The 24308-nt window shown below is 42.5% G+C and carries 28 protein-coding genes; 17 read left to right on the forward strand and 11 right to left on the reverse strand.

Features of this window, described 5'->3' with window-relative positions:
- Nucleotides 1-16 precede the first annotated feature (16 nt).
- The 5 genes from AUO94_RS11770 (at nt 17) to AUO94_RS11790 (ending at nt 4498) form a co-directional block, all read left to right on the forward strand.
- Nucleotides 17-652 carry a class I SAM-dependent DNA methyltransferase gene (locus tag AUO94_RS11770; protein WP_058384396.1) on the forward strand — a complete coding sequence of 212 codons (636 nt, stop codon included), beginning with the start codon at nt 17-19 and terminating at the stop codon, nt 650-652.
- A gap of 12 nt (nt 653-664) precedes the next feature.
- Nucleotides 665-1138 carry an S-ribosylhomocysteine lyase gene (locus AUO94_RS11775; protein WP_058384397.1) on the forward strand — a complete coding sequence of 158 codons (474 nt, stop codon included), beginning with the start codon at nt 665-667 and terminating at the stop codon, nt 1136-1138.
- A gap of 11 nt (nt 1139-1149) precedes the next feature.
- Nucleotides 1150-2079, forward strand: coding sequence for a PLP-dependent cysteine synthase family protein (locus tag AUO94_RS11780; protein WP_058384398.1), 930 nt, complete (start codon nt 1150-1152; stop codon nt 2077-2079).
- Nucleotides 2080-2081: 2 nt separating this feature from the next.
- A complete protein-coding gene (locus tag AUO94_RS11785; RefSeq protein ID WP_058384399.1) occupies nt 2082-3215 on the forward strand; it encodes a bifunctional cystathionine gamma-lyase/homocysteine desulfhydrase in 1134 nt (377 codons plus the stop codon).
- Between the two features lie 92 nt (nt 3216-3307).
- A complete protein-coding gene (locus AUO94_RS11790; RefSeq protein WP_058384400.1) occupies nt 3308-4498 on the forward strand; it encodes a glycine C-acetyltransferase in 1191 nt (396 codons plus the stop codon).
- A 119-nt stretch (nt 4499-4617) separates the two neighbouring features.
- On the opposite strand, the gene AUO94_RS11795 is transcribed toward AUO94_RS11790, so the two are convergent.
- Entirely contained in the window at nt 4618-5823 is a 1206-nt protein-coding gene (locus AUO94_RS11795; protein WP_058384401.1) for a M20 metallopeptidase family protein, read from the reverse strand.
- A 98-nt stretch (nt 5824-5921) separates the two neighbouring features.
- Between AUO94_RS11795 and AUO94_RS11800 the strand changes: the two genes are divergently transcribed.
- Nucleotides 5922-7034: a mandelate racemase/muconate lactonizing enzyme family protein gene (locus AUO94_RS11800; RefSeq protein ID WP_058384402.1), complete on the forward strand. Its 1113-nt coding sequence runs from the start codon at nt 5922-5924 to the stop codon at nt 7032-7034.
- 210 nt (nt 7035-7244) lie between these two features.
- On the opposite strand, the gene AUO94_RS11805 is transcribed toward AUO94_RS11800, so the two are convergent.
- From AUO94_RS11805 to AUO94_RS11815, 3 genes are read right to left on the reverse strand one after another with little or no spacing between them, the layout of a single operon-like run.
- Nucleotides 7245-7988 (reverse strand): amino acid ABC transporter ATP-binding protein, encoded by a 744-nt coding sequence (locus tag AUO94_RS11805; protein WP_058384403.1) that lies wholly within the window; start codon nt 7986-7988, stop codon nt 7245-7247.
- Between the two features lie 36 nt (nt 7989-8024).
- Entirely contained in the window at nt 8025-8726 is a 702-nt protein-coding gene (locus AUO94_RS11810) for an amino acid ABC transporter permease (RefSeq protein ID WP_058386841.1), read from the reverse strand.
- Nucleotides 8713-9528, reverse strand: a complete 816-nt coding sequence (locus AUO94_RS11815) for an amino acid ABC transporter substrate-binding protein (RefSeq protein WP_058384404.1) — start codon at nt 9526-9528, stop codon at nt 8713-8715. Before AUO94_RS11815 ends, AUO94_RS11810 begins: the two co-directional genes overlap by 14 nt.
- A 452-nt stretch (nt 9529-9980) precedes the next feature.
- Here AUO94_RS11815 and AUO94_RS11820 point away from each other — a divergent pair, with 452 nt between their 5' ends.
- On the forward strand, nt 9981-10925 hold the full coding sequence (locus AUO94_RS11820) for an L-threonine 3-dehydrogenase (RefSeq protein WP_058384405.1): 945 nt from the start codon (nt 9981-9983) through the stop codon (nt 10923-10925).
- Nucleotides 10926-10973: 48 nt separating this feature from the next.
- Here AUO94_RS11820 and AUO94_RS11825 read toward each other — a convergent pair whose 3' ends face one another.
- From AUO94_RS11825 to AUO94_RS11845, 5 genes are all read right to left on the reverse strand, one after another.
- Nucleotides 10974-12326 carry a YjiH family protein gene (locus AUO94_RS11825; RefSeq protein ID WP_058384406.1) on the reverse strand — a complete coding sequence of 451 codons (1353 nt, stop codon included), beginning with the start codon at nt 12324-12326 and terminating at the stop codon, nt 10974-10976.
- Between the two features lie 155 nt (nt 12327-12481).
- Nucleotides 12482-13171 (reverse strand): bacillithiol biosynthesis deacetylase BshB2, encoded by a 690-nt coding sequence (gene bshB2, locus AUO94_RS11830; RefSeq protein WP_058384407.1) that lies wholly within the window; start codon nt 13169-13171, stop codon nt 12482-12484.
- Between the two features lie 14 nt (nt 13172-13185).
- Entirely contained in the window at nt 13186-13536 is a 351-nt protein-coding gene (locus tag AUO94_RS11835) for a YojF family protein (protein ID WP_058384408.1), read from the reverse strand.
- A 202-nt stretch (nt 13537-13738) separates the two neighbouring features.
- Entirely contained in the window at nt 13739-14572 is an 834-nt protein-coding gene (gene thiD, locus AUO94_RS11840; RefSeq protein WP_058384409.1) for a bifunctional hydroxymethylpyrimidine kinase/phosphomethylpyrimidine kinase, read from the reverse strand.
- 59 nt (nt 14573-14631) lie between these two features.
- Nucleotides 14632-14886: a hypothetical protein gene (locus AUO94_RS11845; protein WP_058384410.1), complete on the reverse strand. Its 255-nt coding sequence runs from the start codon at nt 14884-14886 to the stop codon at nt 14632-14634.
- A gap of 69 nt (nt 14887-14955) precedes the next feature.
- Between AUO94_RS11845 and AUO94_RS11850 the strand changes: the two genes are divergently transcribed.
- The 4 genes from AUO94_RS11850 to AUO94_RS11865 are packed head-to-tail and all read left to right on the forward strand — an operon-like array spanning nt 14956 to nt 17078.
- The gene (locus AUO94_RS11850) at nt 14956-15675 is read left to right on the forward strand and encodes a DUF4230 domain-containing protein (protein ID WP_058384411.1); all 720 of its coding nucleotides are present in this window, start codon (nt 14956-14958) and stop codon (nt 15673-15675) included.
- On the forward strand, nt 15675-16355 hold the full coding sequence (locus AUO94_RS11855) for a uracil-DNA glycosylase (RefSeq protein WP_058384412.1): 681 nt from the start codon (nt 15675-15677) through the stop codon (nt 16353-16355). The genes AUO94_RS11850 and AUO94_RS11855 overlap by 1 nt, the downstream gene beginning before the upstream one ends.
- Nucleotides 16356-16413: 58 nt before the next feature.
- Entirely contained in the window at nt 16414-16680 is a 267-nt protein-coding gene (locus AUO94_RS11860; protein WP_058384413.1) for a YwdI family protein, read from the forward strand.
- Between the two features lie 20 nt (nt 16681-16700).
- Nucleotides 16701-17078 (forward strand): DUF423 domain-containing protein, encoded by a 378-nt coding sequence (locus AUO94_RS11865; protein ID WP_058384414.1) that lies wholly within the window; start codon nt 16701-16703, stop codon nt 17076-17078.
- Between the two features lie 272 nt (nt 17079-17350).
- Here AUO94_RS11865 and hemQ read toward each other — a convergent pair whose 3' ends face one another.
- Entirely contained in the window at nt 17351-18100 is a 750-nt protein-coding gene (gene hemQ / locus AUO94_RS11870; protein ID WP_058384415.1) for a hydrogen peroxide-dependent heme synthase, read from the reverse strand.
- Nucleotides 18101-18275: 175 nt separating this feature from the next.
- Here hemQ and lipL point away from each other — a divergent pair, with 175 nt between their 5' ends.
- Genes lipL through AUO94_RS11885 form a run of 3 tightly spaced genes read left to right on the forward strand, consistent with a single transcriptional unit; the run spans nt 18276 to nt 20950 of the window.
- Nucleotides 18276-19097 carry an octanoyl-[GcvH]:protein N-octanoyltransferase gene (gene lipL / locus AUO94_RS11875; RefSeq protein WP_058384416.1) on the forward strand — a complete coding sequence of 274 codons (822 nt, stop codon included), beginning with the start codon at nt 18276-18278 and terminating at the stop codon, nt 19095-19097.
- 53 nt (nt 19098-19150) lie between these two features.
- A complete protein-coding gene (locus AUO94_RS11880) occupies nt 19151-20455 on the forward strand; it encodes an HD domain-containing protein (RefSeq protein ID WP_058384417.1) in 1305 nt (434 codons plus the stop codon).
- Complete coding sequence (locus AUO94_RS11885) at nt 20456-20950, forward strand: YwgA family protein (RefSeq protein ID WP_058384418.1); 495 nt, start codon at nt 20456-20458, stop codon at nt 20948-20950.
- A 353-nt stretch (nt 20951-21303) separates the two neighbouring features.
- Here the strand turns inward: AUO94_RS11885 and AUO94_RS11890 are convergent, their stop codons facing one another.
- The gene (locus tag AUO94_RS11890; RefSeq protein ID WP_038704761.1) at nt 21304-21489 is read right to left on the reverse strand and encodes a 2-hydroxymuconate tautomerase; all 186 of its coding nucleotides are present in this window, start codon (nt 21487-21489) and stop codon (nt 21304-21306) included.
- A gap of 61 nt (nt 21490-21550) precedes the next feature.
- On the opposite strand from AUO94_RS11890, the gene AUO94_RS11895 reads away from it, so the two are divergent.
- The 3 genes from AUO94_RS11895 (at nt 21551) to speB (ending at nt 24173) form a co-directional block, all read left to right on the forward strand.
- Nucleotides 21551-22066, forward strand: coding sequence for a YwhD family protein (locus AUO94_RS11895; RefSeq protein ID WP_058384419.1), 516 nt, complete (start codon nt 21551-21553; stop codon nt 22064-22066).
- A gap of 397 nt (nt 22067-22463) precedes the next feature.
- Nucleotides 22464-23297, forward strand: a complete 834-nt coding sequence (gene speE / locus AUO94_RS11900; RefSeq protein WP_058384420.1) for a spermidine synthase — start codon at nt 22464-22466, stop codon at nt 23295-23297.
- A 3-nt stretch (nt 23298-23300) separates the two neighbouring features.
- The gene (speB, locus tag AUO94_RS11905) at nt 23301-24173 is read left to right on the forward strand and encodes an agmatinase (protein WP_058384421.1); all 873 of its coding nucleotides are present in this window, start codon (nt 23301-23303) and stop codon (nt 24171-24173) included.
- The last annotated feature ends 135 nt before the right edge of the window (nt 24174-24308 follow it).

The raw sequence follows: 24308 nt of genomic DNA on the forward strand, positions 1-24308 counted from the left end.
TTTAACGGAGGATTTTATGGGTCGAGAATTTGTAGAAATATTTGATGAGTGGGTTCATACGTATGATGATTCAGTTAGTGGAAAAGACGAGGAATACAAAGACGTCTTCTTAAAATACAACGAAATCTTGCAGGCAGTGGCTGATGCAGCCAGTGAGCCAGTTATTGAGTTTGGTGTCGGTACCGGGAATTTGACTGAAAAACTTCTTGAACGCGGGCTGCAAGTAGTAGGAATCGAACCCAACCAAGCGATGCGTAAAGTAACTGCAGAAAAAATGGCAGACTTAAAAGTAATCGACGGAGATTTTTTGGAATTTGAAGCCGGAATTTCACCGCAAAGCTTTGTCAGTTCTTATGCGTTTCATCATTTAACGGATACAGAAAAAGCCCAAGCTTTTCAACTTTATGCCGATCAACTGCCAAGAGGCGGAAAAGTAATTTTTGCAGACACTGTATTTGTTTCAGAAAGAGCCAAACAGGAAATAATTGCGTTTGAACAAAATAGAGGTCATCTTAATTTAGTAGAAGACTTGAACCGTGAATACTACACGACGGTTCCAAAACTAGAAGAGTTGATTACAAAAGCAGGGTTTACCGTAAAGTTGTCGAAGATGAACAACTACGTCTTTTTGATTGAAGCAACTAAAATCTAAGGAGCGATAGAGATGAAAAAAATGAATGTTGAAAGCTTTAACTTGGATCACACAAAAGTAGTGGCACCGTATGTCCGTTTAGCTGGAGAAAAAACAGGAGCTAAAGGCGATACGATTCGCAAATACGACATCCGTTTCAAGCAGCCAAACAAAGAGCATATGGAAATGCCTGGACTTCATTCGCTTGAACATATGATGGCTGAACACAGTCGCAATCATTCTGATAACATCGTTGATATTGGGCCAATGGGATGCCAGACAGGCTTTTATTTGTCTGTTATTAATTTGGATGATTATGATGAAATTCTTCAAATATTAGAAAATACATTAAAAGACGTCTTAGAAGCAGACGAAGTGCCAGCATGCAATAAAGTGCAATGTGGTTGGGCTGCGAGTCATAGCTTAGAAGGCGCGAAAGAATTGGCGCGTGAAATGTTAGCAAAAAAAGAGCAATGGACTCAAGTATTCGCTGAAACAGCGAACTAAGGAGAATATCGATGAACTATGTAACAAACATTCAGCAATTGATCGGGAACACACCATTACTAGAATTAACGCATAGTAAAATCCCAAACGGTTGCCGCATCTTTGCTAAGCTTGAATATTTCAATCCAGGCGGAAGCGTCAAAGACCGATTAGGCGTTTCGCTTATTGAAGATGCTGAAAAACGGGGTGTCCTCAAACCAGGTGGCACAATCATCGAACCAACTGCCGGCAATACCGGTATTGGTTTGGCAATTGCTGCTATCGGCAAAGGGTATCACGTAAAATTTGTAGTACCCGAAAAATTCAGCCAAGAAAAACAAGGTTTGATGCGTGCATTAGGAGCAGAAGTCATTAACACACCGACGGAAGAAGGCATTAAAGGTGCCATCAAAAAAGCCGAGCAATTGGTTAAAGAGCAAAATGCATTTTCACCTTCGCAATTTTCCAACCCGGCGAATCCTGAGACCTATGTTCAAACGCTTGCTCCTGAACTATGGAATGCATTAGACGGAGAAATTGACGTCTTTGTTGCAGGAGCTGGATCAGGTGGAACTTTTATGGGGACCGCTCGCTATTTAAAATCGCAAAAGCCATCGATAAAAACGGTCATTGTGGAACCAGAAGGCTCAATATTAAACGGTGGGTCATCAGGACCTCATTTGACCGAAGGCATCGGCATGGAATTTTTGCCGGATTATATGGATAAAAGCTATTTTGAAGCGATTCATACAATTACGGACAAAGATGCATTCATGGCAGTTCGAGAACTAGCGAAGACAGAAGGCTTGTTGGTTGGTAGTTCGTCAGGGGCGGCATTTGTAGCAGCGTTACGCGAAGCCGAAAATGCGAAGCCTGGAAGTCATATTGTGACGGTGTTTGCCGATTCAAGTGAACGCTATATGAGTCAACAAATTTACGATAGAAGTTTTGAGGAGGAATAGCAGTGAAACCAAAAACAAGATTAATTCACGGTGGCATTGTCGGCGACGAAGCAACAGGCGCTGTATCGACACCGATTTACCAAGTGAGCACGTATAAGCAAGAAGCGGTCGGGAAATTTAAAGGCTATGAATATTCACGTACCGGAAACCCAACACGTCATGCACTGGAAGAATTGATAGCAGATGTCGAATTCGGTCATGCTGGATTTGCATTTGGCTCAGGGATGGCTGCTATTTCATCAGTTATGATGTTGTTTTCAGCAGGTGACCATATTGTGTTAACCGATGATGTATACGGTGGAACTTACCGTGTCATCAATAAAGTATTAAACCGCTTTGGATTAGAATTTACTTTTGTGGATACTGGAAACCTAGCAGAAGTAGAAGCCGCTGTAAAAGAAAACACAAAAGCGATTTTCATTGAAACACCGACCAACCCATTGCTAAAAGTAACGGATATTGAAGCTGTTGCAGCATTTGCGAAGTCGAAAAACTTAGTAACGATTGTAGACAATACATTCATGACGCCTTATTTACAAAACCCAATTAAATTAGGGGCAGATATTGTCTTGCATAGTGCGACAAAATACATTGGCGGACATAGTGATGTTGTGGCGGGACTGGTTGTTGTGAATTCAGCGGAGCTTGCTGAGGAAGTTCACTTTGTGCAAAATTCGATCGGTGCAATTTTAGGACCACAAGATTCGTGGTTGCTTATTCGTGGATTAAAAACTCTAGGCTTGCGCATGGAAGAAGCGAACTCTAATGCTCAAAAAATCGCGGAATTTTTAGAAGGACATGACGCTGTTGGAAAAGTGATTTATCCGGGACTTGAAAGTCACCCGGGACGCGAATTAATACAAAAACAAGCGGCGGGCTTTGGCGGTATGATTTCGTTTGATGTCGGCAGTAAAGAAAAAGCTGGAGAATTACTGGCAAAACTAAAATACTTTACATTGGCCGAAAGCTTAGGGGCAGTTGAAAGTTTAATTTCTGTGCCAGCGCAAATGACACACGCATCTATTCCAATTGAACGCCGTGCAGAGTTAGGTATTGTAGAAGGTTTAGTGCGAATTTCAGTCGGAATAGAAGATGTAGAAGATTTGATTGAAGACCTAGCATATGCATTAAAATGAGTAGAAAGCGGACCTCGGTCCGCTTTTTCTTTTGGAAAAAATGACCGTATGGTAAGATAGAGACAGAATTTCGTTTTGAAAGGAAGAGGACATTGTCAAAAAAACTAGATGCATTTTTAGATGAGAACTTAACAGAATTAAAAGAGCAAGGTCTTTACAATGAAATTGACCCGGTTGAAGGACCAAACGGCGCGATCATTAAAGTTCGCGGCAAAGACCTGATCAACCTTTCTTCAAATAACTACTTAGGACTTGCGACAAACGAAGACTTGAAACAAGTAGCAAAAGACGCAATCGATAAGTATGGCGTTGGAGCAGGTGCTGTTCGTACGATTAACGGAACACTTGATTTACACGTAAAATTAGAAGAAAAGCTTGCTGAATTCAAAGGAACAGCAGCAGCAATTTCCTATCAATCTGGTTTTAACTGCAACATGGCGGCGATTTCAGCTGTAATGGATAAAAACGATGCCATTCTTTCGGATCAATTAAACCACGCATCGATTATCGATGGTTGCCGTTTATCGAAAGCGAAAATCATCGCATTTAAACACTCGGATATGGAAGATTTGCGCATGAAAGCAAAAGAAGCAACAGAATCTGGCCTTTACAATAAAGTGATGGTCATCACAGACGGCGTCTTCTCGATGGATGGGGATATTGCCAAACTTCCAGAAATCGTGGAAATCGCAAAAGAATTTGATTTGATTACGTATGTGGATGATGCACACGGATCAGGCGTAACGGGCAAAGGTAAAGGAACGGTAAAACATTTCGGTCTTGAAAAAGAAATCGATATGCAAATGGGAACTTTATCTAAAGCAGTCGGCGTTGTCGGTGGTTATGTAGCCGGTAAGAAAAACCTAATCGACTGGTTAAAAGTTCGTTCACGTCCGTTCTTGTTTTCAACAGCGGTAACTCCAGGAGACGTTGCAGCGATCACTGCAGCGGTACAAATGATTATTGACTCAACAGAATTGCACGATAAGCTATGGGAAAATGGCGATTACTTGAAAAAAGGTCTAGACGCATTAGGCTTTGACATCGGTCATTCCGAAACACCAATCACACCTTGCATCATCGGCGACGAGAAGTTAACACAAGAATTTTCGAAGCGCTTATTTGAAGAAGGCGTTTATGCAAAATCAATCGTCTTCCCAACAGTTCCAAAAGGCACGGGACGCGTACGCAATATGCCAACAGCGGCTCACACAAAAGAAATGTTAGATGAAGCGATCGCGACTTACGAAAAAGTCGGCAAAGCATTAGGCGTTATCAACTAAAAAATACGAAACAAGCCAAGCGGCATGCCGCTTGGCTTGTTTTTATTTCCAAATAAAGGTGATACTGTCCAGATTGGACCAAATACTGTCCGAATCGTGCGAAATACTGTCCGAATTTCTCAAATACTGTCCAAATCAACCCGAATACTGTCCAAAGCCTTTTCTTGCGCCTCAAAATAAATCGCAGCAAAGACTTTTGCCGTCACCAACATGGCATTTTCATTAAAATCAAAGTTTTCATGGTGATGCGGGTAAACCAATTCGCTATTATCCATTTTGGCGCCAACAAAAAAGTACGCGCCTGGCTTAGCTTGCGTATAATACGTAAAATCCTCAACTGGCATAATCGGATCGATTTCCACTACATGTTCATCTCCCAGCACGCCGCGTGCAGCGGCACGAACAATATCCGTTTCAGTGAGGTGATTCCAAAGCGAGTCGTAGCCTGTTTCGATGATCAATTCGGCAGTGGCGCCCATCGCTATGGCGACATTTTCCACAATTGCCCGTAAACGTTGTCCTGCAAGTATGCGAAGCTCAGGATCAAAGACACGAATGGTGCCTTCTAAAACAGCTTTGCTTGAAATAACGTTATCAGCATCACCCGCATGGAATTTACCGATAGAAACGACTAATTCTTTTAATGGATTGGCGTTACGGCTAACAATGGATTGAAGCGCGACCATAATATGGCTCGCTACTAAAATCGGGTCGATGCCTTGATGAGGTTCTGCGCCATGAGTTCCAGAACCGTGGACGGTAATCTTGATAGCATCTTCAGAAGCTTGCAAAAAGCCATCCCGCAAATAAACGCGCCCCACATCCATCTTGCTCTGCAAATGAGCACCGAAAACTGCATCGACCCCGTCTAAGCAACCATCTTCAATCATGGCACGTGCCCCGCCTGGTGATAGTTCCTCACCAAATTGATGGATTAACACGATGGTTCCAGGCAAATCTTTTTGGATCGCGACCATCGCTTTTGCAAAACCAAGTAACGCAGCGGTATGTCCGTCGTGTCCACAAGCATGCATAACACCAGGGATCGTAGATTTATACGAGACATCTTTTTGATCCTCAATCGGCAACGCATCGAAATCGGCACGGAACGCGATTGTCTTGCCCGGTTTACCGCCACGAATTGTCCCAACAACCCCTCGTCCACCAACATTACGACGAACGTCAACGCCCATTGCTTCTAGTTGCTCTGCAATAAAAGCAGGAGTCGCGATTTCTTGATGCGACAACTCAGGATTCATATGTAAGTATCTTCTAATTTCTACCATCTCTTCGAACAACGAATCGATTTGTTGTATGATTGTCATTTTCAAAACTCCTTTGATTATCAAATAAATTATCAATTATTCATAAAGTTCACTATAGTATAAGTATACAACAAGTTAAATCCATTGGAGGCTCTTAAATGAAAATTACAAAAGCGACGTTACACGCGGTCAGATTTCCTCTCAACGAACCATTTATTATTTCTTACGCAACTTATCCAGATATGCCAGCATTGATTGTCGTATTAGAAACGGATACCGGACTGACCGGCTACGGCGAAGCAGTTCCAGATGAGCATGTCACGGGAGAGTATTTTACTTCGGCATTTGAAGTGTTGAAAGAACAATTCCTCCCGGCAATTATCGGGCTGAGTCCATTCGACATCGAAGCGATTCATTCGAAAATGACTGCCTTAATGACAGGTAATTCAGCTGCAAAAGCCGCTGTGGATATTGCTTGTTATGATTTAATGGGCAAAGCAGTGGGGCAGCCAGTTTACAATTTAATTGGTGGACAAGCAACTGCACATTTGGATTATCCCAAAGTGTTGAGCATCGAAGCGCCTGAAATCATGGCAGAAAAAGCGTTGCACGCTGTCGAAATGGGTTATGCTTCCTTGAAATTGAAAGTAGGTAAAGGACAAGCACAAGAAGACGTAGAGCGAATTTTAGCTGTTCGTCAAGCAGTCGGCAGAGACGTGCCAATCCGTGTTGATGTCAATCAAGGATGGAAATCACCAGGCATTGCAGTCGCAGCGATTAAACAACTCGAGGAGGCTAACATTGCCTGGATTGAACAGCCAATCCGTATGGGGGATATTCGCGGATTAGCAGAAGTCCGGTCAAAGACGGCCGTCCCAATTATGGCTGACGAAAGTATTCAATCGATGGAAGACTTGCTAGAAATTATTCGTTTGCAAGCAGCAGATGTTATTAACATTAAGCTAATGAAATGTGCCGGCATTTTCTATGCTACGCAAATGGCGAAGACTGCTGAAGCCGCTGGCATGTTGTGTCAAATCGGTTCGATGGTAGAATCATCTGTTGCTTCAGCAGCAGGCTATCACGTTGCGATGGCACGTATCAATATCGAAAGCACGGAATTAACCGGACCATTGCTCTTTAGCGAAGAAATTGGTGATTTAACTTATGAACATCCATATGTATTGTTATCAGGTAAGCCTGGTTTAGGTATAGAAATAGATCAAGCACAGCTAGACAAACTAACAGTAAAGTCATGTGTAATTGAGTAGAAACAGAAAAACTCGCATCCCTGAAAAGGGATGCGAGTTTTTCTGTTTATAAGAGTCGAATCTACACGGCAGCTTGCGCTTTTCTGGTTGTCCAGCGCAAGCTGCCAGATTCTAGGGTCTTAAGCTACTCTCGCTATGCGACTGAAGAGACGTCGCTTCGCGAGAGCGTCTTACGCCCGTCGAATCTACACGGCAGCTTGCGCTCTTCTGTTAATCCGTATCTTGAATTAAACTCAAAAAGCGTTTGGTTCGTTCTTCAGTTGGGTGATTGAAAATGTCTTCCGGCTTGCCGCGTTCGACGATGCGTCCTTCGTCCATAAACAATACTTCGTTAGCGACGCCTTTGGCAAAGCGCATTTCGTGTGTCACGACAACCATCGTCATGCCTTCAGCGGCTAAATCTTTCATAACTTGTAGCACCTCACCAACTAATTCGGGATCAAGTGCAGATGTTGGTTCGTCGAAGAGCATGACTTTCGGTTCGAGTGCTAGCGCTCGCGCAATACCGACGCGCTGTTGTTGACCACCACTCAGTTGGAACGGGTAGTCATTGATTTTTTCGCCGAGTCCAACTTTTATGAGCAATTGCTCTGCTTTTTGTTTAGCTAGTTTTTTGTTTTGTTTTTGAACAGTAATGGGTCCTTCCATGACGTTTTCAAGAGCCGTCATGTGAGGAAATAAATTATAATGCTGAAAGACCATGGCGGATTGTTTACGAAAAGCCATGATTTGCTTTTTTGATAATGGTTTAGCGAAATCGACCGTTTGTTCACCAATTGTTACTAAACCCGAAGTTGGGGTTTCCAACGTATTTAGGCACCGTAGAAATGTCGTTTTTCCAGAACCAGAGGGACCAATCACGACAATTGCTTGTCCTTTTTGAACATCTGTATCGATGCCTTTTAATACTTCGAGTTGACCGAACTTTTTATGCAAATTTTTTATTGAAATCATATTGAACTCCTTACTGCATTCAGTAACCTGCGTGTATTATCTGGAAACATAACGGTCAAAACGATGTTCGAGCCTGCCTTGGACTAATGACAAGGCAAAGCAAATGACCCAGTACAGCAATGCCGCTTGACCGTATAATAGCAGGAATTCATAATTGGTTGCGGCAATTTGCTGTGCGACTCTGAACATTTCGGTAACTAAAATTAGGGAAGCAAGAGAGGTATCTTTGACTAAACTGATAAAGGTATTGGACAAGGGAGGCAAAGAAACGCGCGATGCTTGTGGCAAAATGACACGCCGCAGCGATTGCGTGTAGGACATGCCAATGGTATTGGCTGCCTCCCATTGCCCTTTTGGAATGGACAAGATCGCTGCCCGAATCACTTCAGACGCATAAGCGCCGACGTTCAGCGAAAAACCAATGACTGCTGCTGGGAATGGATCGATTGTGATGCCAAGTGTCGGCAATCCATAAAATAAGATGAACAATTGAACGAGTAAAGGTGTCCCACGAATAATGGAAACATAAACACGTGCGATAAGTTGAAAAATCTTAACTGTGGAAATTCGAGCCAGCGCTGTCAAAACCGCCAATATCAAACCGAAAATAAAAGAGATAATCGATAAAGGTAATGTAAATTGAAGTGTTGCTTCGATCAAAGGAAGAAATGAGGATTGCGCAATATCCACAAGTCGTTCCATTCTGACCGGATCAGAAAAAATACTATTCAAGTACATTTTCACCAAACCATTTTTCTGAAATTTCATCGTATGTGCCGTCTTCAATCATGTCAGCTAATGCTTGGTTTGCTTCTTCTACTATTGCGCCGCTGCCTTTTCTAAATAGTAGCCCACTTTGTGCAGCATCTTCTGATTTATCTATTACTTTTACTTTCGCATCTGGACGTTGTTTCAGAAAATCCAAGACGGTTAAATTATCGTTAACGGTTGCATCCACGCGACCAGAATTCAATAATTCAATCGCTTGGTTAAACCCTTCAACCCCTTCAAGCTTTGCGCCAAAAGAAGTTGCTGTTTCAGCGTAGTTACTTGTGAGCGATTGTGCAGACAACTGACCTTTTAAATCTTCGAAGCTTTTAATTTCATTATTATCTTCAGCGACTACTAGAACTGCAGTCGACGTAATGTATGGATCTGAAAACTCATAGCTTTCTTGGCGTTCTGGATTAATACCGACTTGATTGGCTACCATATCAAACCGACCAGCATCCAACCCTGCAAACATGGCATCCCATTGTGTTTCAAGGAATTCAGCTTCTACACCGAGGCGATCAGCCACTTCGCGTGCAATTTCAACATCAAAACCAGTTAGTTCTCCTGAGGCATCATGGAACGTGAAGGGCGGATATGTGCCTTCTGTACCAATGACCAACGTTCCTTCTTCTTGGACTTTAGCTAATACATCGTCTTCGGATTTACTGGCATCATCTGTCGTTGGATCTTCTTCCTTTGAACCGCTGCAAGCAGCTAAAACGAACATTATTCCTACTAATAAAAACGTTAAACTAAATTTTTTCATCAATAATCTCCTCAATTCCTTTGTAGTTTTAATCTAGATAATTTCTTTTTGAATGTGTATCTTCTTATTTTTTTCCTAAGCTAGACAACCAAAATACAAAGTTTATTTAACCTACTTGTATAGTTGGTTTTAAAGCTAAAAAAAAGAACAATTGCTGACTAATCAAAAGAAATCCTAAAGTTGGTCTATTATAGCATGTCTTTTCCTGTTCTCCAACCATGCAGACATAGAAAATAAGTCCAAAATTTTTGGGTTATCAATGATCAAAGACTTACAAAGGCTATTTCATCAATAGAAGTAGCTATTCAGGTGGATTTTGCAGAAAATATTTGTATTTTTAAAAAGAACATCTTATAATGACTTAATAGGAAAGCTTTAATTGACAAGGTTTATAGGGATTTTTTTGTGTTTTTGGACAGGACAAATGTTTTTGGGGAAAAGGAGTGTTGGAAATGGAACGAATTATGATTACAGGTGCTTTAGGACAAATAGGGTCAGAACTTGTTGGGAAAATGCGCAGCATATATGGCAATGATAATGTCTTAGCAACAGATATACGGCAAACTGCCGATCAATCAGGACCTTTTGAAATTTTGGATGTAACAGATGCACAGAGAATGTACGATTTAGCAAAAGATTTCGGTGCAGACACGATGGTTCATATGGCGGCTCTATTATCAGCGACTGCTGAAGAAAAACCATTACTTGCTTGGAACTTGAACATGGGTGGGCTTGTAAATGCACTTGAAGCCTCTCGCAAGCTAGGAATGCAATTTTTTACGCCTAGTTCTATCGGAGCGTTCGGTCCTTCAACACCTAAGAAAGATACGCCACAAGATACGTTACAGCGTCCAACAACAATGTACGGCGTTAATAAAGTAGCTGGTGAATTGCTCTGCGATTATTACCACACGAAATTTGGTGTCGATACACGCGGTGTTCGTTTCCCAGGACTTATTTCGAACGTAGCACAACCGGGCGGCGGCACAACTGATTATGCAGTCGATATTTATTACCAAGCAATTGAAAAAGCAAGCTACACTTCATATATTGCAGAAGGAACAGCTATGGACATGATGTATATGCCTGACGCGCTGCAAGCGATTGTCGACTTGATGGAAGCAGATTCAGATCAATTAATTCACCGTAACGCATTTAACGTAACAGCAATGAGTTTCACGCCTGAAGAAATTGCAGCGTCTATCCAAAAGCACATTCCCGACTTCAAAATGTCTTACGCAGTTGATCCGGTGAGACAGGAAATTGCAGATAGCTGGCCAGACAATATCGATGCATCGGCTGCGAAAGCCGAATGGGGCTTTAAAACGTCATATGACTTAGATGCAATGACTGTCGATATGTTAGAAAAGCTAAAAAAAAAGCTTCAACTAGTTTAAGACAATAAAAAATGCCATTCGCAATTTGCGGATGGCATTTTGTGTGGATTAAAACAACAAGTGCGCAACGCCTACAACAATCGGCAAAGCGATAATTGTACGAAGCAAGAAGATGATGATCAGGTCCAGGATGTTGACAGGGATTTTGGATCCAAGTAACAATCCACCAACTTCGGACATGTAAATCAATTGTGTGACGGACATGGTAGCGACGACAAAACGTGTCATTTCAGACTCGATGTCTGCACCAAGAATAGCAGGTAAGAACATATCAGCAAAGCCAACAACCATTAATTGAGCGGCTTCAGCTGCTTCTGGAACACCAAGCAATCGCAGGTATGGTTCAAACGGTGTACCAAGAATGCTGAACACAGGTGTATATTCGGCTAAAATCAATGCAATTGTACCAAATGCCATTACAACTGGTGCAACACCAATCCACATATCCAGTACGTTTTTAAAACCATCCTCAAAAAACTTTTTAACTGAACGGTTTTCTTCAGCTTTTGTCAAAGCATTTTCAATTCCGTGAGAAGTGACATTATAGCCTTGTGGAACATCTTCAGATTGAGAATCTTGAGGTGACCCGTCCATGAACGTAGTCGGTTTGTTTGTCAGCGGGTAAAGGCGTGGCATGATCAATGCCAAAATAATACCTGCTAAGATAACAGTAGCGTAGTACGGAAGGAAATAGGTGCCGAGGCCAATTTCCTGTATGACTACAATAGCAAAAGTAATCGAAACAACGGAGAACGTGGTTCCGATAATCGCTGCTTCACGCTGCGTATATCTGTTTGCCTCATATTGCTTGCTTGTCAATAAAACACCAATGGTACCGTCTCCAACCCATGACGCCAAAGCATCAATAGATGAGCGACCTGGCAAGCGGAAAAGTGGACGCATGATTTTTACCATTATCGTACCGAAAAATTCCAATAAGCCAAAGTTCATCAAGAGGGGAAGAAACAATCCAGCAAAAAGAAAAATAGTGAAAAGGAAAGACAGTAAACCGTCTCCAGATAAAAGAAGTCCGCCGGTATTTTCATTCCAGATAGGTTCAGGACCGACTTGGAACAACACCATAACCGCAAAAACCGCGCCGAGAATCCGAACAATCGTCCAAAATAGATTGACATTAAAGAGCTTGTCGATAAATGAAACATAATCAGTTTCATTAACTTTTTTAGTGATAAAGAACAATGAACCGAGAGCGGCTACGATTAAAATGCCCATCATAATCCACGGTACGATGGATTCGATCGCTCCAGCCATAAGGTTAGCAAGAACTGCTATAGTTACCATCCAGCCATCTTCAGTTGGAATTGGCACCAAAAACAATAGGATTCCGAGTAAAGAAGGAATCAAAAACAATAACCATGTTGAAGTAGAAAACTTTTTCACAAATAATTCCCCTTTTCTCCGTGCATGAATACACATAATAATAACTGATTATACAACGCTTTCCCCTATGTAAACGCTTTTATAACCAATGTTTATATTATCTGAAAATACCTTAAAAAAACACCCCCAACTGAGAAAAAGTTGAAGGGTGTTTTTTAGAAGGATTTTTCGAAATCTTCATGCCAGCGATAATGATAAAAACGTTCTTTGGTTAACCAGTTTTCTGTAGCAGTATCACCTTGCTGAAGCTTATGTTCCATTTCTTCCAGCATCCAAGCTGTTTGTGAAATATGGGCTTTCATGGAATTCATTTTTTGCTCACGGACTTCACGGATGTCAAAAACGACATCAGGTTGGCCGAGCATCTCCGCCGTGTTATTTGCAAAAGCTACGCCGTGAAGTGTTGGCCGATCTTTCATTCGGCGGACAGCACGAACAACAGCGCGTGCTGTTGCCTCATGATCTGGATGGACCGCAAAGTCCGGGTAAAAGGTGATGATTTTTGAAGGATTGAGTTCTTCAATCAAATCCGTCATCATCTTAACCATTTTCTCATCATCTTCAAACTCAATGGTTTTATCACGCAAGCCCATCATTCGAAGATCGGTTAATCCCATTGCGTCTGCAGAAGCTTGAAGCTCTTTTTTGCGGACTACAGGGAGCGATTCTCTCGTAGCAAAGGGCGGATTACCTAAGTTGCGTCCCATTTCGCCAAGTGTTAGGCAGGCGTATGTAACAGGGGTGCCTTGTTGAATATGTGTCGTGATCGTTCCGGAAACACCAAATGCTTCGTCATCCGGGTGAGGGAAGACGACCAGCACATGACGTTCGTGTGGAATTGTCATTATGTGTCCCTCCTTTAATAACTAAACGGTGTTTCGCTAATTTCAAGCGCAACCGCTAGTTTTCCGTCTCCGGCGTGTCCGGCAAGCAACAGCCGACCCTCTTCGTCTAATTCGTAATGCGTAATGCCTTGAGCGTAGACCCAGCCATGCGGTAATTTTAGTCCAACACGGTGCGGACTGTCACCAACCACTTTTCCAAGTTCGTAATTGATCACAACGTTCCGGATAAATGCGCCGGCGTTGAAAAAGCTTTCGTTAAAATGTGAGGCATAGGAGCCGTTGGTTGTTTCCAAATGAAGGTAAACATCTTTACCGGCAAAAGCATCCAGTTGGACTTGTAATTTTTTTACTTCAACTAATTCCATGATGTTCCTCCTATAAAATCGGTATTCTTTCAGTATAAGGAATTATGTGTGAGAATGCGATTAGGTTGCTTTGTAAAGCTAAGATTGTCCTGAGAATTCGCCCGCAGATAGGAGGCTAACAATCGTACCTCATTTCAACAGCAACAAAATTGGACCGCAAAAAAAGCGCGCCGAAGAAAATCCGGCACGCGTTTGTTCTTGCTTATAATTCAGTCACAATGACTTCAGGTTTTGTGAATTTCGAAGCGGCACCGTGCATAACTGGACCAACGTATTCGTTCAGCTTCCAGCCGTGCTGAATTGCTGTTGCGACAAAAAATTTCGCATTTAGAACAGCGTCTTTAACAGATTGCCCGTTTGCTAAGTTCGCGGTAATCGCAGCAGCGAACGTACAACCTGCGCCGTGGTTATAAGTGGTATCTGTTTTTTCAGATGTCAGTAAATAATGTGTTTTGCCATCAAACAATAAGTCCGCTGCTTTTTCATGCTGGAGCTGTTTGCCGCCTTTAATGACCACAAATTCTGCGCCGTGTGCGTGAATTTTCTCAGCGGCCGCTTGCATGTCTTCAACAGTTTTCAACACGCCCATTCCGGATAAATTGCCTGCTTCTACCAAGTTTGGTGTCACGACTTTGGCGTTTGGCAATAAATACTTTATCATGGCATCCACATTTTCAGGGAACAACACTTCGTTTTCCCCTTTGCAAGCCATAACGGGATCAATGACAACGTCTTTGATTCCAGAGTCTGCAATGGCTTTGCCGGCCATTTTAATGATGTCTACAGTTGGGAGCATACCAGTCTTCAAAGCGTCAACCCCTGTAGAAAATGCTGTTTTCAACTGGGCGTCTAGTGTATCTAATGCGATCGGATGAATCCCATGACTCCAGCCATTCTCAGGATCCATTGTGACGATGACCGTTAATGCGTTCATGCCATAAGTTCCGTGTTCTTGGAATGTTTTAAGGTCTGCTTGTATGCCTGCACCGCCAGAAGTATCTGATCCAGCAATGGTTAAGGTTTTTTTGAGTGTCATTAGGTTAGCTCCTCTAAATTGGATTGTCTTTGCCACTATTTTAACAAAATTTCGAGTGTTTACAACGAATTACGCTTATTCGGGACAAGCAGTAAAACGGTAGTTGCAACGCAAATAAGCAAAAATGCAGTCGCAAAAATGCCCATTAAAACAAAGCCGCTTTTGAAAAGACCAATCGTAATAAGTAATGTTAGAATAGAAACAACAGCAATAATTACACCTAAACAGCCTAGTCCAGCGCGCTTTGCGCTTTCAGGAGCTGTTGTGCCTTTCGTTTTTGAAACACTCGTAATCTTTTCGCGCCAATCGGCCATCGTAATCGCTCCTTTGGACAATCGTACCATGAAGCTGGATAAATAGAACATAAGAAAGTAGGGGATATCTTGGCTAAAGATCCACGGATGACTGAAATCGAACGGTTGTTAGAAGAAATGAAAGAGCAAGGGGATACGAAAGAATCTGGCTTCTGGAAATATGCCAAACTGATGATGAGTGTTTTTCGCAATTCTTTTTTAGTGCTCATTGTGGTTTTACTATTACTTTTAGTGGCCTTGCCCCTTGGAACTTTTTGGATGATTAAAGGCAGCACCTTCACAGAAAGTAAAGGCGCTTTTTTAGAACAAATTCAGGACTTGAATGAACTGTCCACAGCGGAAGCTTTTTCGAAAGTGATTATCGAACGCGAGGACAATTCATTATTTGGTCAGGAGATTGGTCTCGATTTGCCTGGTACAAAACGGCAATTACTGGTCGTTATTCCAGGGTCAGTACGAGCTGGAATTGATTTTTCCAAAGTATCTGAAGACGATATAGTACTCGATGAAGATGCTCAAACAGCGACATTAACATTGCCCCCAGCAGAATTTCTAGGAGGACCGGAATTGTTTATGGATCAAGTAGAAGTTTATTCGTATGAAGGGCTGTTTCGCAGCGGGGCTGACATTTCTGAAGCTTACGAACTGGCAGAAGAAGCTAAAAAGTTGATGCTTCAAGAAACGGAAGGTCAAGGTGTGTTACAGACGGCCGAAGATAATGCTGCGCGTTCTGTTCAAGAGATGTTCGGCTTGGTCAATTATGATGTTACAGTCGAGTTCGAGGAGTGATGGAGTTGAAAAAACAAATTTTTCACAACGATTGGCAGCAGGTCATCGGTAAAGAATTCGACAAACCGTATTATTTGGAGCTGCGTGCGTTTTTGAAAGAAGAATACGCTGAGCAAACGATTTATCCTGCAATGGAAAATATTTGGTCTGCCTTTGAACATACTGCCTATCGCGATGTAAAAGTCGTTATTCTCGGACAAGATCCGTATCATGGTCCCAACCAAGCACATGGACTTAGTTTTTCTGTTTTACCCGGAGTAGCGCATCCGCCAAGCTTACAGAATTTGCTGAAAGAATTAAAAGAAGATATTGGTTGCGAAAAACCAAAAGATGGCACTTTAACGAAATGGGCCGACCAGGGCATTTTAATGATGAACAGCGTATTGACAGTAAGAGCAGGAGAAGCACATTCGCATCGCAACAAAGGCTGGGAGACGTTTACGGACAGCGTGATTGGTAAATTGTCCGAGCGCGAAGAGCCAATTGTTTTTATATTATGGGGCAAACCTGCCCAAATGAAAAAACGACTGATTGACCTCGATAAACATGATGTGCTTGAAGCGCCTCATCCAAGTCCGCTCAGCGCCCATCGTGGATTTTTTGACAGTCGGCCTTATTCAAAAGTGAACAGTCTGTTACAAAGCCGCGGACAACAGCCTATTGATTTTTGTTTGGACTGAACTGTAGCAGGTGGACGTGTTAAACTGGAATTAAATCAAAACGGAGAGGGGCTGTATCATGTCCATCGATACGACGCGTATTTTAAATGAAATCGACAAGCATACGACGCGTGCTCGGAATGGCGATTCTTCAAAGTTTCGCGACTCAGTCGTAGCCATTCGTGCATTATGTGATTTGTTGTTAGAAGACGAGCAACCGATGAGCGACATTCAAACCCCACGTGCCGTACCACTTTCTTCCCCTCAGCCGCAAACGCAGACAGTATCTGCCGTCAACAAGCTGAAAGAAGAAGACGCAAACGGCGATTCGCTGTTTGAATTTTAAATGGAAAGAGGAAGTCGACTATGAAGTTTTTCTTAATTGCTGGAGCGGTTAACGCTCTTTTATCTGTAGCGTTCGGCGCATTTGGCGCACACCTTTTAGAAGGTCGTGTTGCAGACAAGTATTTGGATACATGGCAAACTGCCGTACAGTATCAAATGTTTCACTCGATTGGCTTGATCGTTGTCGCAATCTTGATGAGTTCAACGCTACTCGGATCACTCAGTTCATTAAGTTGGGCCGGTTATTTAATGCTTGCCGGAATTGTTATTTTCTCAGGTAGCTTATACGTATTAAGTTTGACAGGAATCGGCGTTCTTGGCGCTATTACCCCAATCGGAGGCATTGCGTTTATCGCCGCTTGGGTCATGGTCATTATCGCTGCAGCCAAAGCATTGTAATGACGTTGAAAAGGGCAATTCGCTTCGCGCGAATTGCCCTTTTTTTGAGTCGTTTTGCCGTTTGGACAGTAAAGTATACGATTCGGACAGTATTCGATGGAATTCGGACAGTATTTGTCGTGAAACGGACAGTATTTTGTTCCATTCGGACAGTATATCCAAATAATTGGAATAAATTCATAAAAGTTTGCTGGAAATCTCTTCACGAGGTGCGGTCACAAAAATTCAAATAGAAAAAGTCGCCTAAAAGGCGACTTTTCAATATAGATCAATTAAACTTCTAACATTTTAGTCGTGCGTTCGGCATCTAGGCGTGTGCCTACATAGAATGAACCAAATTCTGCGTAACGCGCGCTGACTTCGTCAAAACGCATTTCGTAGATCAACTTTTTGAATTGAAGAACGTCGTCTGCAAACAAAGTAACGCCCCATTCGTAGTCATCAAAGCCGACAGACCCAGAAATGATCTGCTTGACTTTACCAGCATAGCTACGGCCGATTTTACCATGAGATAGCATTAATTCTTTACGTGTATCCATTGGTAGCATGTACCAGTTATCATCACCGTCGCGACGCTTGTCCATTGGATAGAAGCAAATATACTGCGAACGTTGAAGTTCTGGGTATAGACGAGAACGGATATGCGGATTTTGGTAAGGATCTTCATCTGATTTTCCGGCAAGGTAGTTAGAAAGCTCAACAACTGAAACGTATGAGTACGTAGGAACTGTATAAGCAATCAATGTCAATTTGTTGTATTCTGTTTCAAGTTCGTTTAATTCGTCCATCGTTTCACGCAACATCATTAACATCAAGTCAGCTTTTTGGCCAACAATTGAATACAAGGCATGTGCGCCGGTTTTATTTTCATCAGCTTGGTTGATTTTGTCCATGAATGCTTGGAATTCGTCGATCGCGAATTGGCGTTCTTCGTCCGTTAGCATTTTCCACGAAACCCAGTCCATTGAGCGGAAATCATGGAGAACGTACCAGCCGTCTAATGTAATTGCAGCTTCATTCATTACTCAAACACTCCTTTTAATGTAAATCTCTCATCAATCAGTTTATCACACTGGCCATACAACTTCCTTTAAAACAAATGGCTGTCACTAATTTGACATGACGTCCACGGGTTTTCAGCGCTTGCTGAAAAGAGTAAACTAGAGACATGGAATTGCAGAAAGAGGAGAAATAAATATGCCGTTATTTTTTGAAGAAACAGCTTGGCGTTTTTGGGATCAATCGTTAAGCGCGAAAAGTCGCTCTGCGCTTGAATCATTTGCAGCAGACGATACCTTATGTGAGTTGGTGGGATCCGGAAAAAGCGCACCAACCGTTCGAACATGGGTGCACGACGATACGGTAGTGTTAGGAATCCAAGATCATCGTTTGCCGCATATTGAAAAAGGCATGGATGTATTAAAAGACCATGGCTTTACGCCGATTGTACGGAATTCAGGAGGACTGGCAGTTGTGCTGGATGCCGGCGTTTTAAACATTTCGCTCGTGCTATCGGAAAAAGACAACGCCATCGATATCTCAGCGGGTTACGACTTAATGCTCGATTTGGTGCGTGAATTATTCCCTGAAGCGGATATTGACGCCTACGAAATCGTGGGATCGTATTGTCCAGGCTCTTACGATCTCAGCATTGGGGGTCGGAAATTCGCGGGCATTTCACAGCGCCGGATTCGTCGCGGCATCGCTGTTCAAGTTTATTTATGTATTGAGGGTAGTGGCGCACAACGTGCAGAGGTCATTCGTGACTTTTACAAAGCGGGACTCCAAGGCGAAGAAACAAAGTTTGCCTATCCTGAAATAAAACCAGAAACAATGGCATCGCTTAGTGAACTATTGGCAAGACAAATTACTGTCCAAGAAGTTGTTGTAGATTTACATGCTTTGATGGGGTCACCAGTACCGATGGCGCTACAGCCTGTTGAAACAGAGTTATACGGATTTTATTTAGATCGTGTAGTTGAGCGGAACCGAAAAATGCTAGAACGTCCTCTTGAATAGCATTGTGGCACTGGTGTAGAATAGCTGTTACATGAAAAAACGGAGGTGCGCGGGTGAGTTACGCAACACAAAAATTAGCCGAAGAAAAAGTCTTTAAAGATCCAGTTCATCGATATGTCCACGTGCGCGACCAAGTGATTTGGGACTTGATCAATTCGCGCGAAGTTCAGCGTTTGCGCAGGATCAAGCAATTGGGCACTTCATATTTAGTCTTTCACGGGGCGGAACATAGTCGGTTCAACCATTCGCTTGGCGTTTATGAAATCGTCCGCAGGATTTCGGATGATATTTTTCACGGTCGTCCAGAATGGGATGAAAATGAACGGTTAGTAGTGTTGTGCGCAGCGCTTCTTCACGACTTGGGACACGGTCCGTTTTCGCATTCATTTGAAAAAGTTTTCTCTGTCGATCACGAAGAATTTACACGGAAAATCCTGCTTGGAAATACTGAGGTTAACGAAATTCTTCAGAACGTATCACCAGAGTTTCCGACGAAAGTGGCAGAAGTTATCGCTAAAACGTATTCAAATAAACAGGTTGTGTCGTTGATTTCTAGTCAAATCGACGCGGATCGCATGGATTATCTTCAGCGCGATGCTTATTATACGGGGGTTTCGTACGGTCATTTTGATATGGAGCGAATTCTACGGGTGATGCGCCCACTAGGTGATCAAGTGGTGATCAAATCGAGTGGGATGCATGCAGTTGAGGATTACATCATGAGCCGCTACCAAATGTATTGGCAAGTGTATTTCCATCCAGTTGCGCGCAGTGCAGAAGTGATTTTACGAAAAATCCTTCAACGGGCGAAAGAATTGAGTGGAAATGGCTATAAATTCGAACAACCTCCAACTCATTTCTTATCATTTTTTGACCGCAGTTTTACGTTGAAAGACTATTTGGCGCTAGATGAAGGCGTCTTAATGACTTATTTTCAATTATGGATGACCGAACGTGATCCGATTCTTTCGGACTTGTGCGACCGATTTGTCAACAGGCGTTTGTTTCAATATGTCGATTTTGATCCAGCCAAGAATTACAAGAAGCTGGGCGAGTTGACCGAATTGTTTCGTTCTGCCGGCATAGACCCAGAGTATTATTTGATTGATGATTCAACTTCTGACTTGCCTTATGATTTTTATCGCCCGGGTGAAGAAGAAGAACGTTTGCCAATTCATTTGTTAATGCCAAATGGTGATATTAAAGAATTATCACGCTTGTCACAAATTGTGGATGCGATTTCAGGTAAACGCAGAACGGATTATAAATTGTATTTTCCAGCTGAACTATTGATCGACGGCAAAAAGACAGCCATCAAGCAGCAGATTTTGGAAATGCTTCGAGAAGGAGGGGTCTAGTTGCTCCAAGAACACGCAAAAATTGTGGATTTTATTGCCACTGCAGAAGGTGTAACCGGTCGCAAGAAATTGCAGAAAATGATTTACATTATGAAGAAGTTGGACATTCCGTTTCAGGAAAAATACGAGTTTCATATTTATGGACCGTATTCAGAGGAATTGACTGCTCGTGTAGAGGAGTTATGCGACATGGGATTTTTATCAGAGGCATTGGAGGATAAAGGTTCTTATGTTCAATATAAATATACGGTAACAGAAGAAGGTCAGGAGTTTCGCAAGGTTTTGGGCACCTCTATTTTAGAAAACCCAGCGACTGCTGAAAAACTGAACGCCAAAAGTGGCCGTTTTTTAGAGTTAACCGCAACACTCTTGTATTTCGATAATTTACCCCATCAGGAACAAATTGACAAGCTACACATTGTCAAAGGAAAACTTAACTTTACAGTAGAAGAGATAGAAGATTCTTTTGCCTTTATTGCGGAATTGAGCTCATAACAAGCAGCAAACGAAAAAACTCCCGTAACGGGAGTTTTTCGGCTATTTTATGGGAAATGCCTAATCTAGCTTTTATCGGAGCTGACCAGGCACTTTCACTTTTCGAGTTGTCCAGTTCCAGCAGCCAGATTCTCGGGTCATAAGTCACTCTAGCTGTGCGGCTGAAAACACGCCACTTCGCCAGCGCGTCTTATGCCCGTCGAATCTACACGGCTGCTTTCACTTTTCTATGGTCCAGTTGCAAGTGCCTAGCTCCTCGGGTCATAAGTCACGCTGGCTGTGCGGCTGAAAACACGTCGCTTCGCCAGCGCGCTTTATGCTTGTCGAAGCTGAACGGCCATTTCCGCTTTTCTTTATTGATCGCTAAAGAGTTTGCCTTTTGTGCCGTAATCTGTTTTTTTCATGTCTTCGATAAAGACGGTTACGTTTTCGATTGGTGCGCCTGTCGTTTCAGAAACAGCTTCGGATACCTTTTCAACAAGTGCGCGTTTCTGGTCTTCTGTGCGACCTTCGAGCATTTTTACAGTAACGTATGGCATAATGAATACAGCTCCTTTTCTTAAGAATACTATCATCATAGCAGAACGGAGGATTCAGACAATGGCGAATGAAGAAAAACCAAAACAAAAAGTAGGATTTACCATTATAAAAAATGATCCAACGGACGGCCATAAAGGTTATGGCATTGGGTCTCTATCTTTGGAGAATGTTTCTCCCTTATTTATTGACGTAGAAGAGCAAGAAGCGTTTATTGATATCGGTGCCATGCATGCCCGCAGTGAAGTAGAGCGCGGCATTAAATTTACAACTAACCGAGAAGATTCGGCAAGTGGCAAAGATTATTGGCTTGTGTGGATCACCATCGATTTTAATCCGGTAGGCCCTTATTACGCCGGAGTTGCAGCGTGTGAAATGGTGGTTAATCGTGAAAAACGAAGAGGCTACAAAATTTTAGCAGATCATGTGAACCGCATGGACAAATCAATGAAACGCAAAATTCTTGTGGACCAAATGGATGAGCCATCAAAACGCGTACTGGCCGACTATTTAGAATCGCATAACGCAGAAATGTGGAACAATAGCTCAGAGCAACTTCATCAAGACTTAGGCAGATGATAAAAAACGTGTTCCTGTAATAAAAAAATGCTTTTTGAACAGAGTATGACATTTCAAATTGCGTCTACCGGATGGTTGAAGTTGTTTATAAAAGGCAGTACACTAGAACTACAGCTTTTCAATAGAAAGCTAGGACACCTGATAGCGAGCAAGTGCCGTGAGCCATTGCGATAAAACCCAAGCCCAATGCCTCATGTCTCTTTCTCCGCACCATCAGGATTTAAAAAGGTTTTCTGTGAAGGGAAAAAGTTCCCTGCACAGAAAACCTTTTTATTTTTAGTGTAGTGCAGCTTTGAGCGGGTAAAGAGGAGTATGAAATAAATATTGCACTTTTTTTGAAAACACTTATACTTTTTTAAGTGGATTTTATTCAGAATGAAAAGGAGTTTGATTATAGATGGCAGGATTTTGGTATACAGAAAAGCAAACAGAAAACTTTGGGATTACGATGAAAATCAATAAAACCCTTCATACAGAACAAACAGCTTTTCAATATCTTGAAATGGCAGAAACAGCAGAGTGGGGCAATATGTTGTTTTTAGATGGCATGGTCATGACTTCTGAAAAAGACGAATTTGTTTATCACGAAATGGTTGCACACGTTCCCTTGTTTACACACCCTAACCCTGAGAACGTTTTAGTCGTTGGCGGCGGTGATGGCGGCGTAATTCGTGAAATTTTAAAGCACCCGTCTGTTAAAAAAGCAACACTTGTCGACATTGATGGAAAAGTAATCGAGTACTCAAAAAAATTCTTGCCGAGTATTGCGTCAGGCTTAGAAGATTCACGTGTGGAAGTTATCGTTGGAGACGGGTTCATGCACATCGCAGAATCAGATAACGAGTTTGACGTGATTATGGTAGATTCAACTGAACCCGTTGGACCAGCTGTAAACTTGTTCTCTAAAGGCTTTTATGCAGGGATTTCAAAAGCCTTGAAAGAAGACGGTATTTTCGTCGCGCAATCGGACAACCCGTGGTTTAAAGCAGATTTAATCAAACAAGTGCAAAGTGATGTAAAAGAAATTTTCCCAATTACTAGTCTTTATTTGGCGAACATTCCAACATACCCAAGTGGTTTGTGGGCCTTCACAATCGGTTCGAAAAAGTACAACCCATTAGAAGTACCAGCAGAACGTTTCCATGAAATCGACACGAAATACTACACGCCAGAGTTACACAACGCTGCGTTTGTTTTACCGAAATTCGTGAAAGATTTGACAGGAGAATAACACATGAGATTTGACGAAACGTATTCAGGAAAAGTATTTATCAAAAGCCACCCGAATTACGAAGAATCCAAAGCGGTTCTTTACGGCATGCCGATGGACTGGACAGTTAGTTACCGTCCGGGTTCTCGTTTTGGTCCGAACAAAATTCGCGAAGTTTCAATTGGACTAGAAGAATATAGCCCGTACCTTGACCGCGAGCTAGGAGACGTTAAGTTTTTTGATGCAGGCGACATTCCGTTACCATTTGGTAATCCGGAAAAAAGCTTAGCGGAAATCGAAACGTATGTACACACTCTTTTAGCGGACGAAAAAATTCCTATGGGCATGGGCGGCGAGCATTTGGTGTCATTGCCCGTAATGAAAGCAGTCGCTAGTAAATACGATGATCTGGCAATTATTCACTTTGATGCACACACAGACCTTCGCGAAAACTACGAAGGCGAAGAATACTCGCATTCGACACCGATACGCAAAATCGCAGATCATATCGGACCGAAGAATGTCTATTCATTTGGTATTCGTTCAGGGATGAAAGAAGAATTCGACTGGGCAAAAGAAAACGGCATGCACCTTTCGAAATTTGAAGTGCTTGAGCCTTTAAAAGAAGTTTTACCAACACTTGAAGGGCGCAATGTGTACGTCACGATTGATATGGACGTACTAGACCCTGCACACGCACCAGGAACCGGAACAGTTGACGCAGGCGGTATCACGTCTCGCGAATTACTAGCTTCTATCCATGCAATCGCAGCATCAGGTGTCAATGTCGTCGGTTTTGACCTTGTAGAACTAGCGCCCGTGTACGATCATTCCGACCAAACAGCGAACACAGCAAGCAAATTAATGCGCGAAATGATTTTAGGTTGGGTGAAATAAGAAAAGCGGAAGCGGCCGTGTAGATTCGACGGGCGTAAGACGCTCTGGCGAAGCGGCGTTTTTCCAGCCGCACAGCTAGAGTGACTTACGACCCTAGAATCTGGCCGCTAGAGCTAGCCAAAAAGAAAAGCGGAA

This window comes from Planococcus kocurii (assembly GCF_001465835.2).
GTDB lineage: Bacteria > Bacillota > Bacilli > Bacillales_A > Planococcaceae > Planococcus > Planococcus kocurii.

Bases quoted from the DNA above. Each gene is read 5' to 3' on its own strand.
- bshB2 (WP_058384407.1), bottom strand. From the start codon at position 13,171: ATGACAATTCCACACGAACGTCATGTGCTGGTCGTCTTCCCTCACCCG.
- AUO94_RS11800 (WP_058384402.1), top strand. From the start codon at position 5,922: ATGAAAATTACAAAAGCGACGTTACACGCGGTCAGATTTCCTCTCAAC.
- AUO94_RS11860 (WP_058384413.1), top strand. From the start codon at position 16,414: ATGTCCATCGATACGACGCGTATTTTAAATGAAATCGACAAGCATACG.
- AUO94_RS11820 (WP_058384405.1), top strand. From the start codon at position 9,981: ATGGAACGAATTATGATTACAGGTGCTTTAGGACAAATAGGGTCAGAA.
- AUO94_RS11835 (WP_058384408.1), bottom strand. From the start codon at position 13,536: ATGGAATTAGTTGAAGTAAAAAAATTACAAGTCCAACTGGATGCTTTT.
- AUO94_RS11775 (WP_058384397.1), top strand. From the start codon at position 665: ATGAAAAAAATGAATGTTGAAAGCTTTAACTTGGATCACACAAAAGTA.
- speB (WP_058384421.1), top strand. From the start codon at position 23,301: ATGAGATTTGACGAAACGTATTCAGGAAAAGTATTTATCAAAAGCCAC.
- AUO94_RS11810 (WP_058386841.1), bottom strand. From the start codon at position 8,726: ATGTACTTGAATAGTATTTTTTCTGATCCGGTCAGAATGGAACGACTT.
- hemQ (WP_058384415.1), bottom strand. From the start codon at position 18,100: ATGAATGAAGCTGCAATTACATTAGACGGCTGGTACGTTCTCCATGAT.
- AUO94_RS11895 (WP_058384419.1), top strand. From the start codon at position 21,551: ATGGCGAATGAAGAAAAACCAAAACAAAAAGTAGGATTTACCATTATA.
- AUO94_RS11770 (WP_058384396.1), top strand. From the start codon at position 17: ATGGGTCGAGAATTTGTAGAAATATTTGATGAGTGGGTTCATACGTAT.
- AUO94_RS11865 (WP_058384414.1), top strand. From the start codon at position 16,701: ATGAAGTTTTTCTTAATTGCTGGAGCGGTTAACGCTCTTTTATCTGTA.
- AUO94_RS11795 (WP_058384401.1), bottom strand. From the start codon at position 5,823: ATGACAATCATACAACAAATCGATTCGTTGTTCGAAGAGATGGTAGAA.
- speE (WP_058384420.1), top strand. From the start codon at position 22,464: ATGGCAGGATTTTGGTATACAGAAAAGCAAACAGAAAACTTTGGGATT.
- thiD (WP_058384409.1), bottom strand. From the start codon at position 14,572: ATGACACTCAAAAAAACCTTAACCATTGCTGGATCAGATACTTCTGGC.
- AUO94_RS11780 (WP_058384398.1), top strand. From the start codon at position 1,150: ATGAACTATGTAACAAACATTCAGCAATTGATCGGGAACACACCATTA.
- AUO94_RS11805 (WP_058384403.1), bottom strand. From the start codon at position 7,988: ATGATTTCAATAAAAAATTTGCATAAAAAGTTCGGTCAACTCGAAGTA.
- AUO94_RS11845 (WP_058384410.1), bottom strand. From the start codon at position 14,886: ATGGCCGATTGGCGCGAAAAGATTACGAGTGTTTCAAAAACGAAAGGC.
- AUO94_RS11815 (WP_058384404.1), bottom strand. From the start codon at position 9,528: ATGAAAAAATTTAGTTTAACGTTTTTATTAGTAGGAATAATGTTCGTT.
- AUO94_RS11890 (WP_038704761.1), bottom strand. From the start codon at position 21,489: ATGCCATACGTTACTGTAAAAATGCTCGAAGGTCGCACAGAAGACCAG.
- lipL (WP_058384416.1), top strand. From the start codon at position 18,276: ATGCCGTTATTTTTTGAAGAAACAGCTTGGCGTTTTTGGGATCAATCG.
- AUO94_RS11855 (WP_058384412.1), top strand. From the start codon at position 15,675: ATGGAGTTGAAAAAACAAATTTTTCACAACGATTGGCAGCAGGTCATC.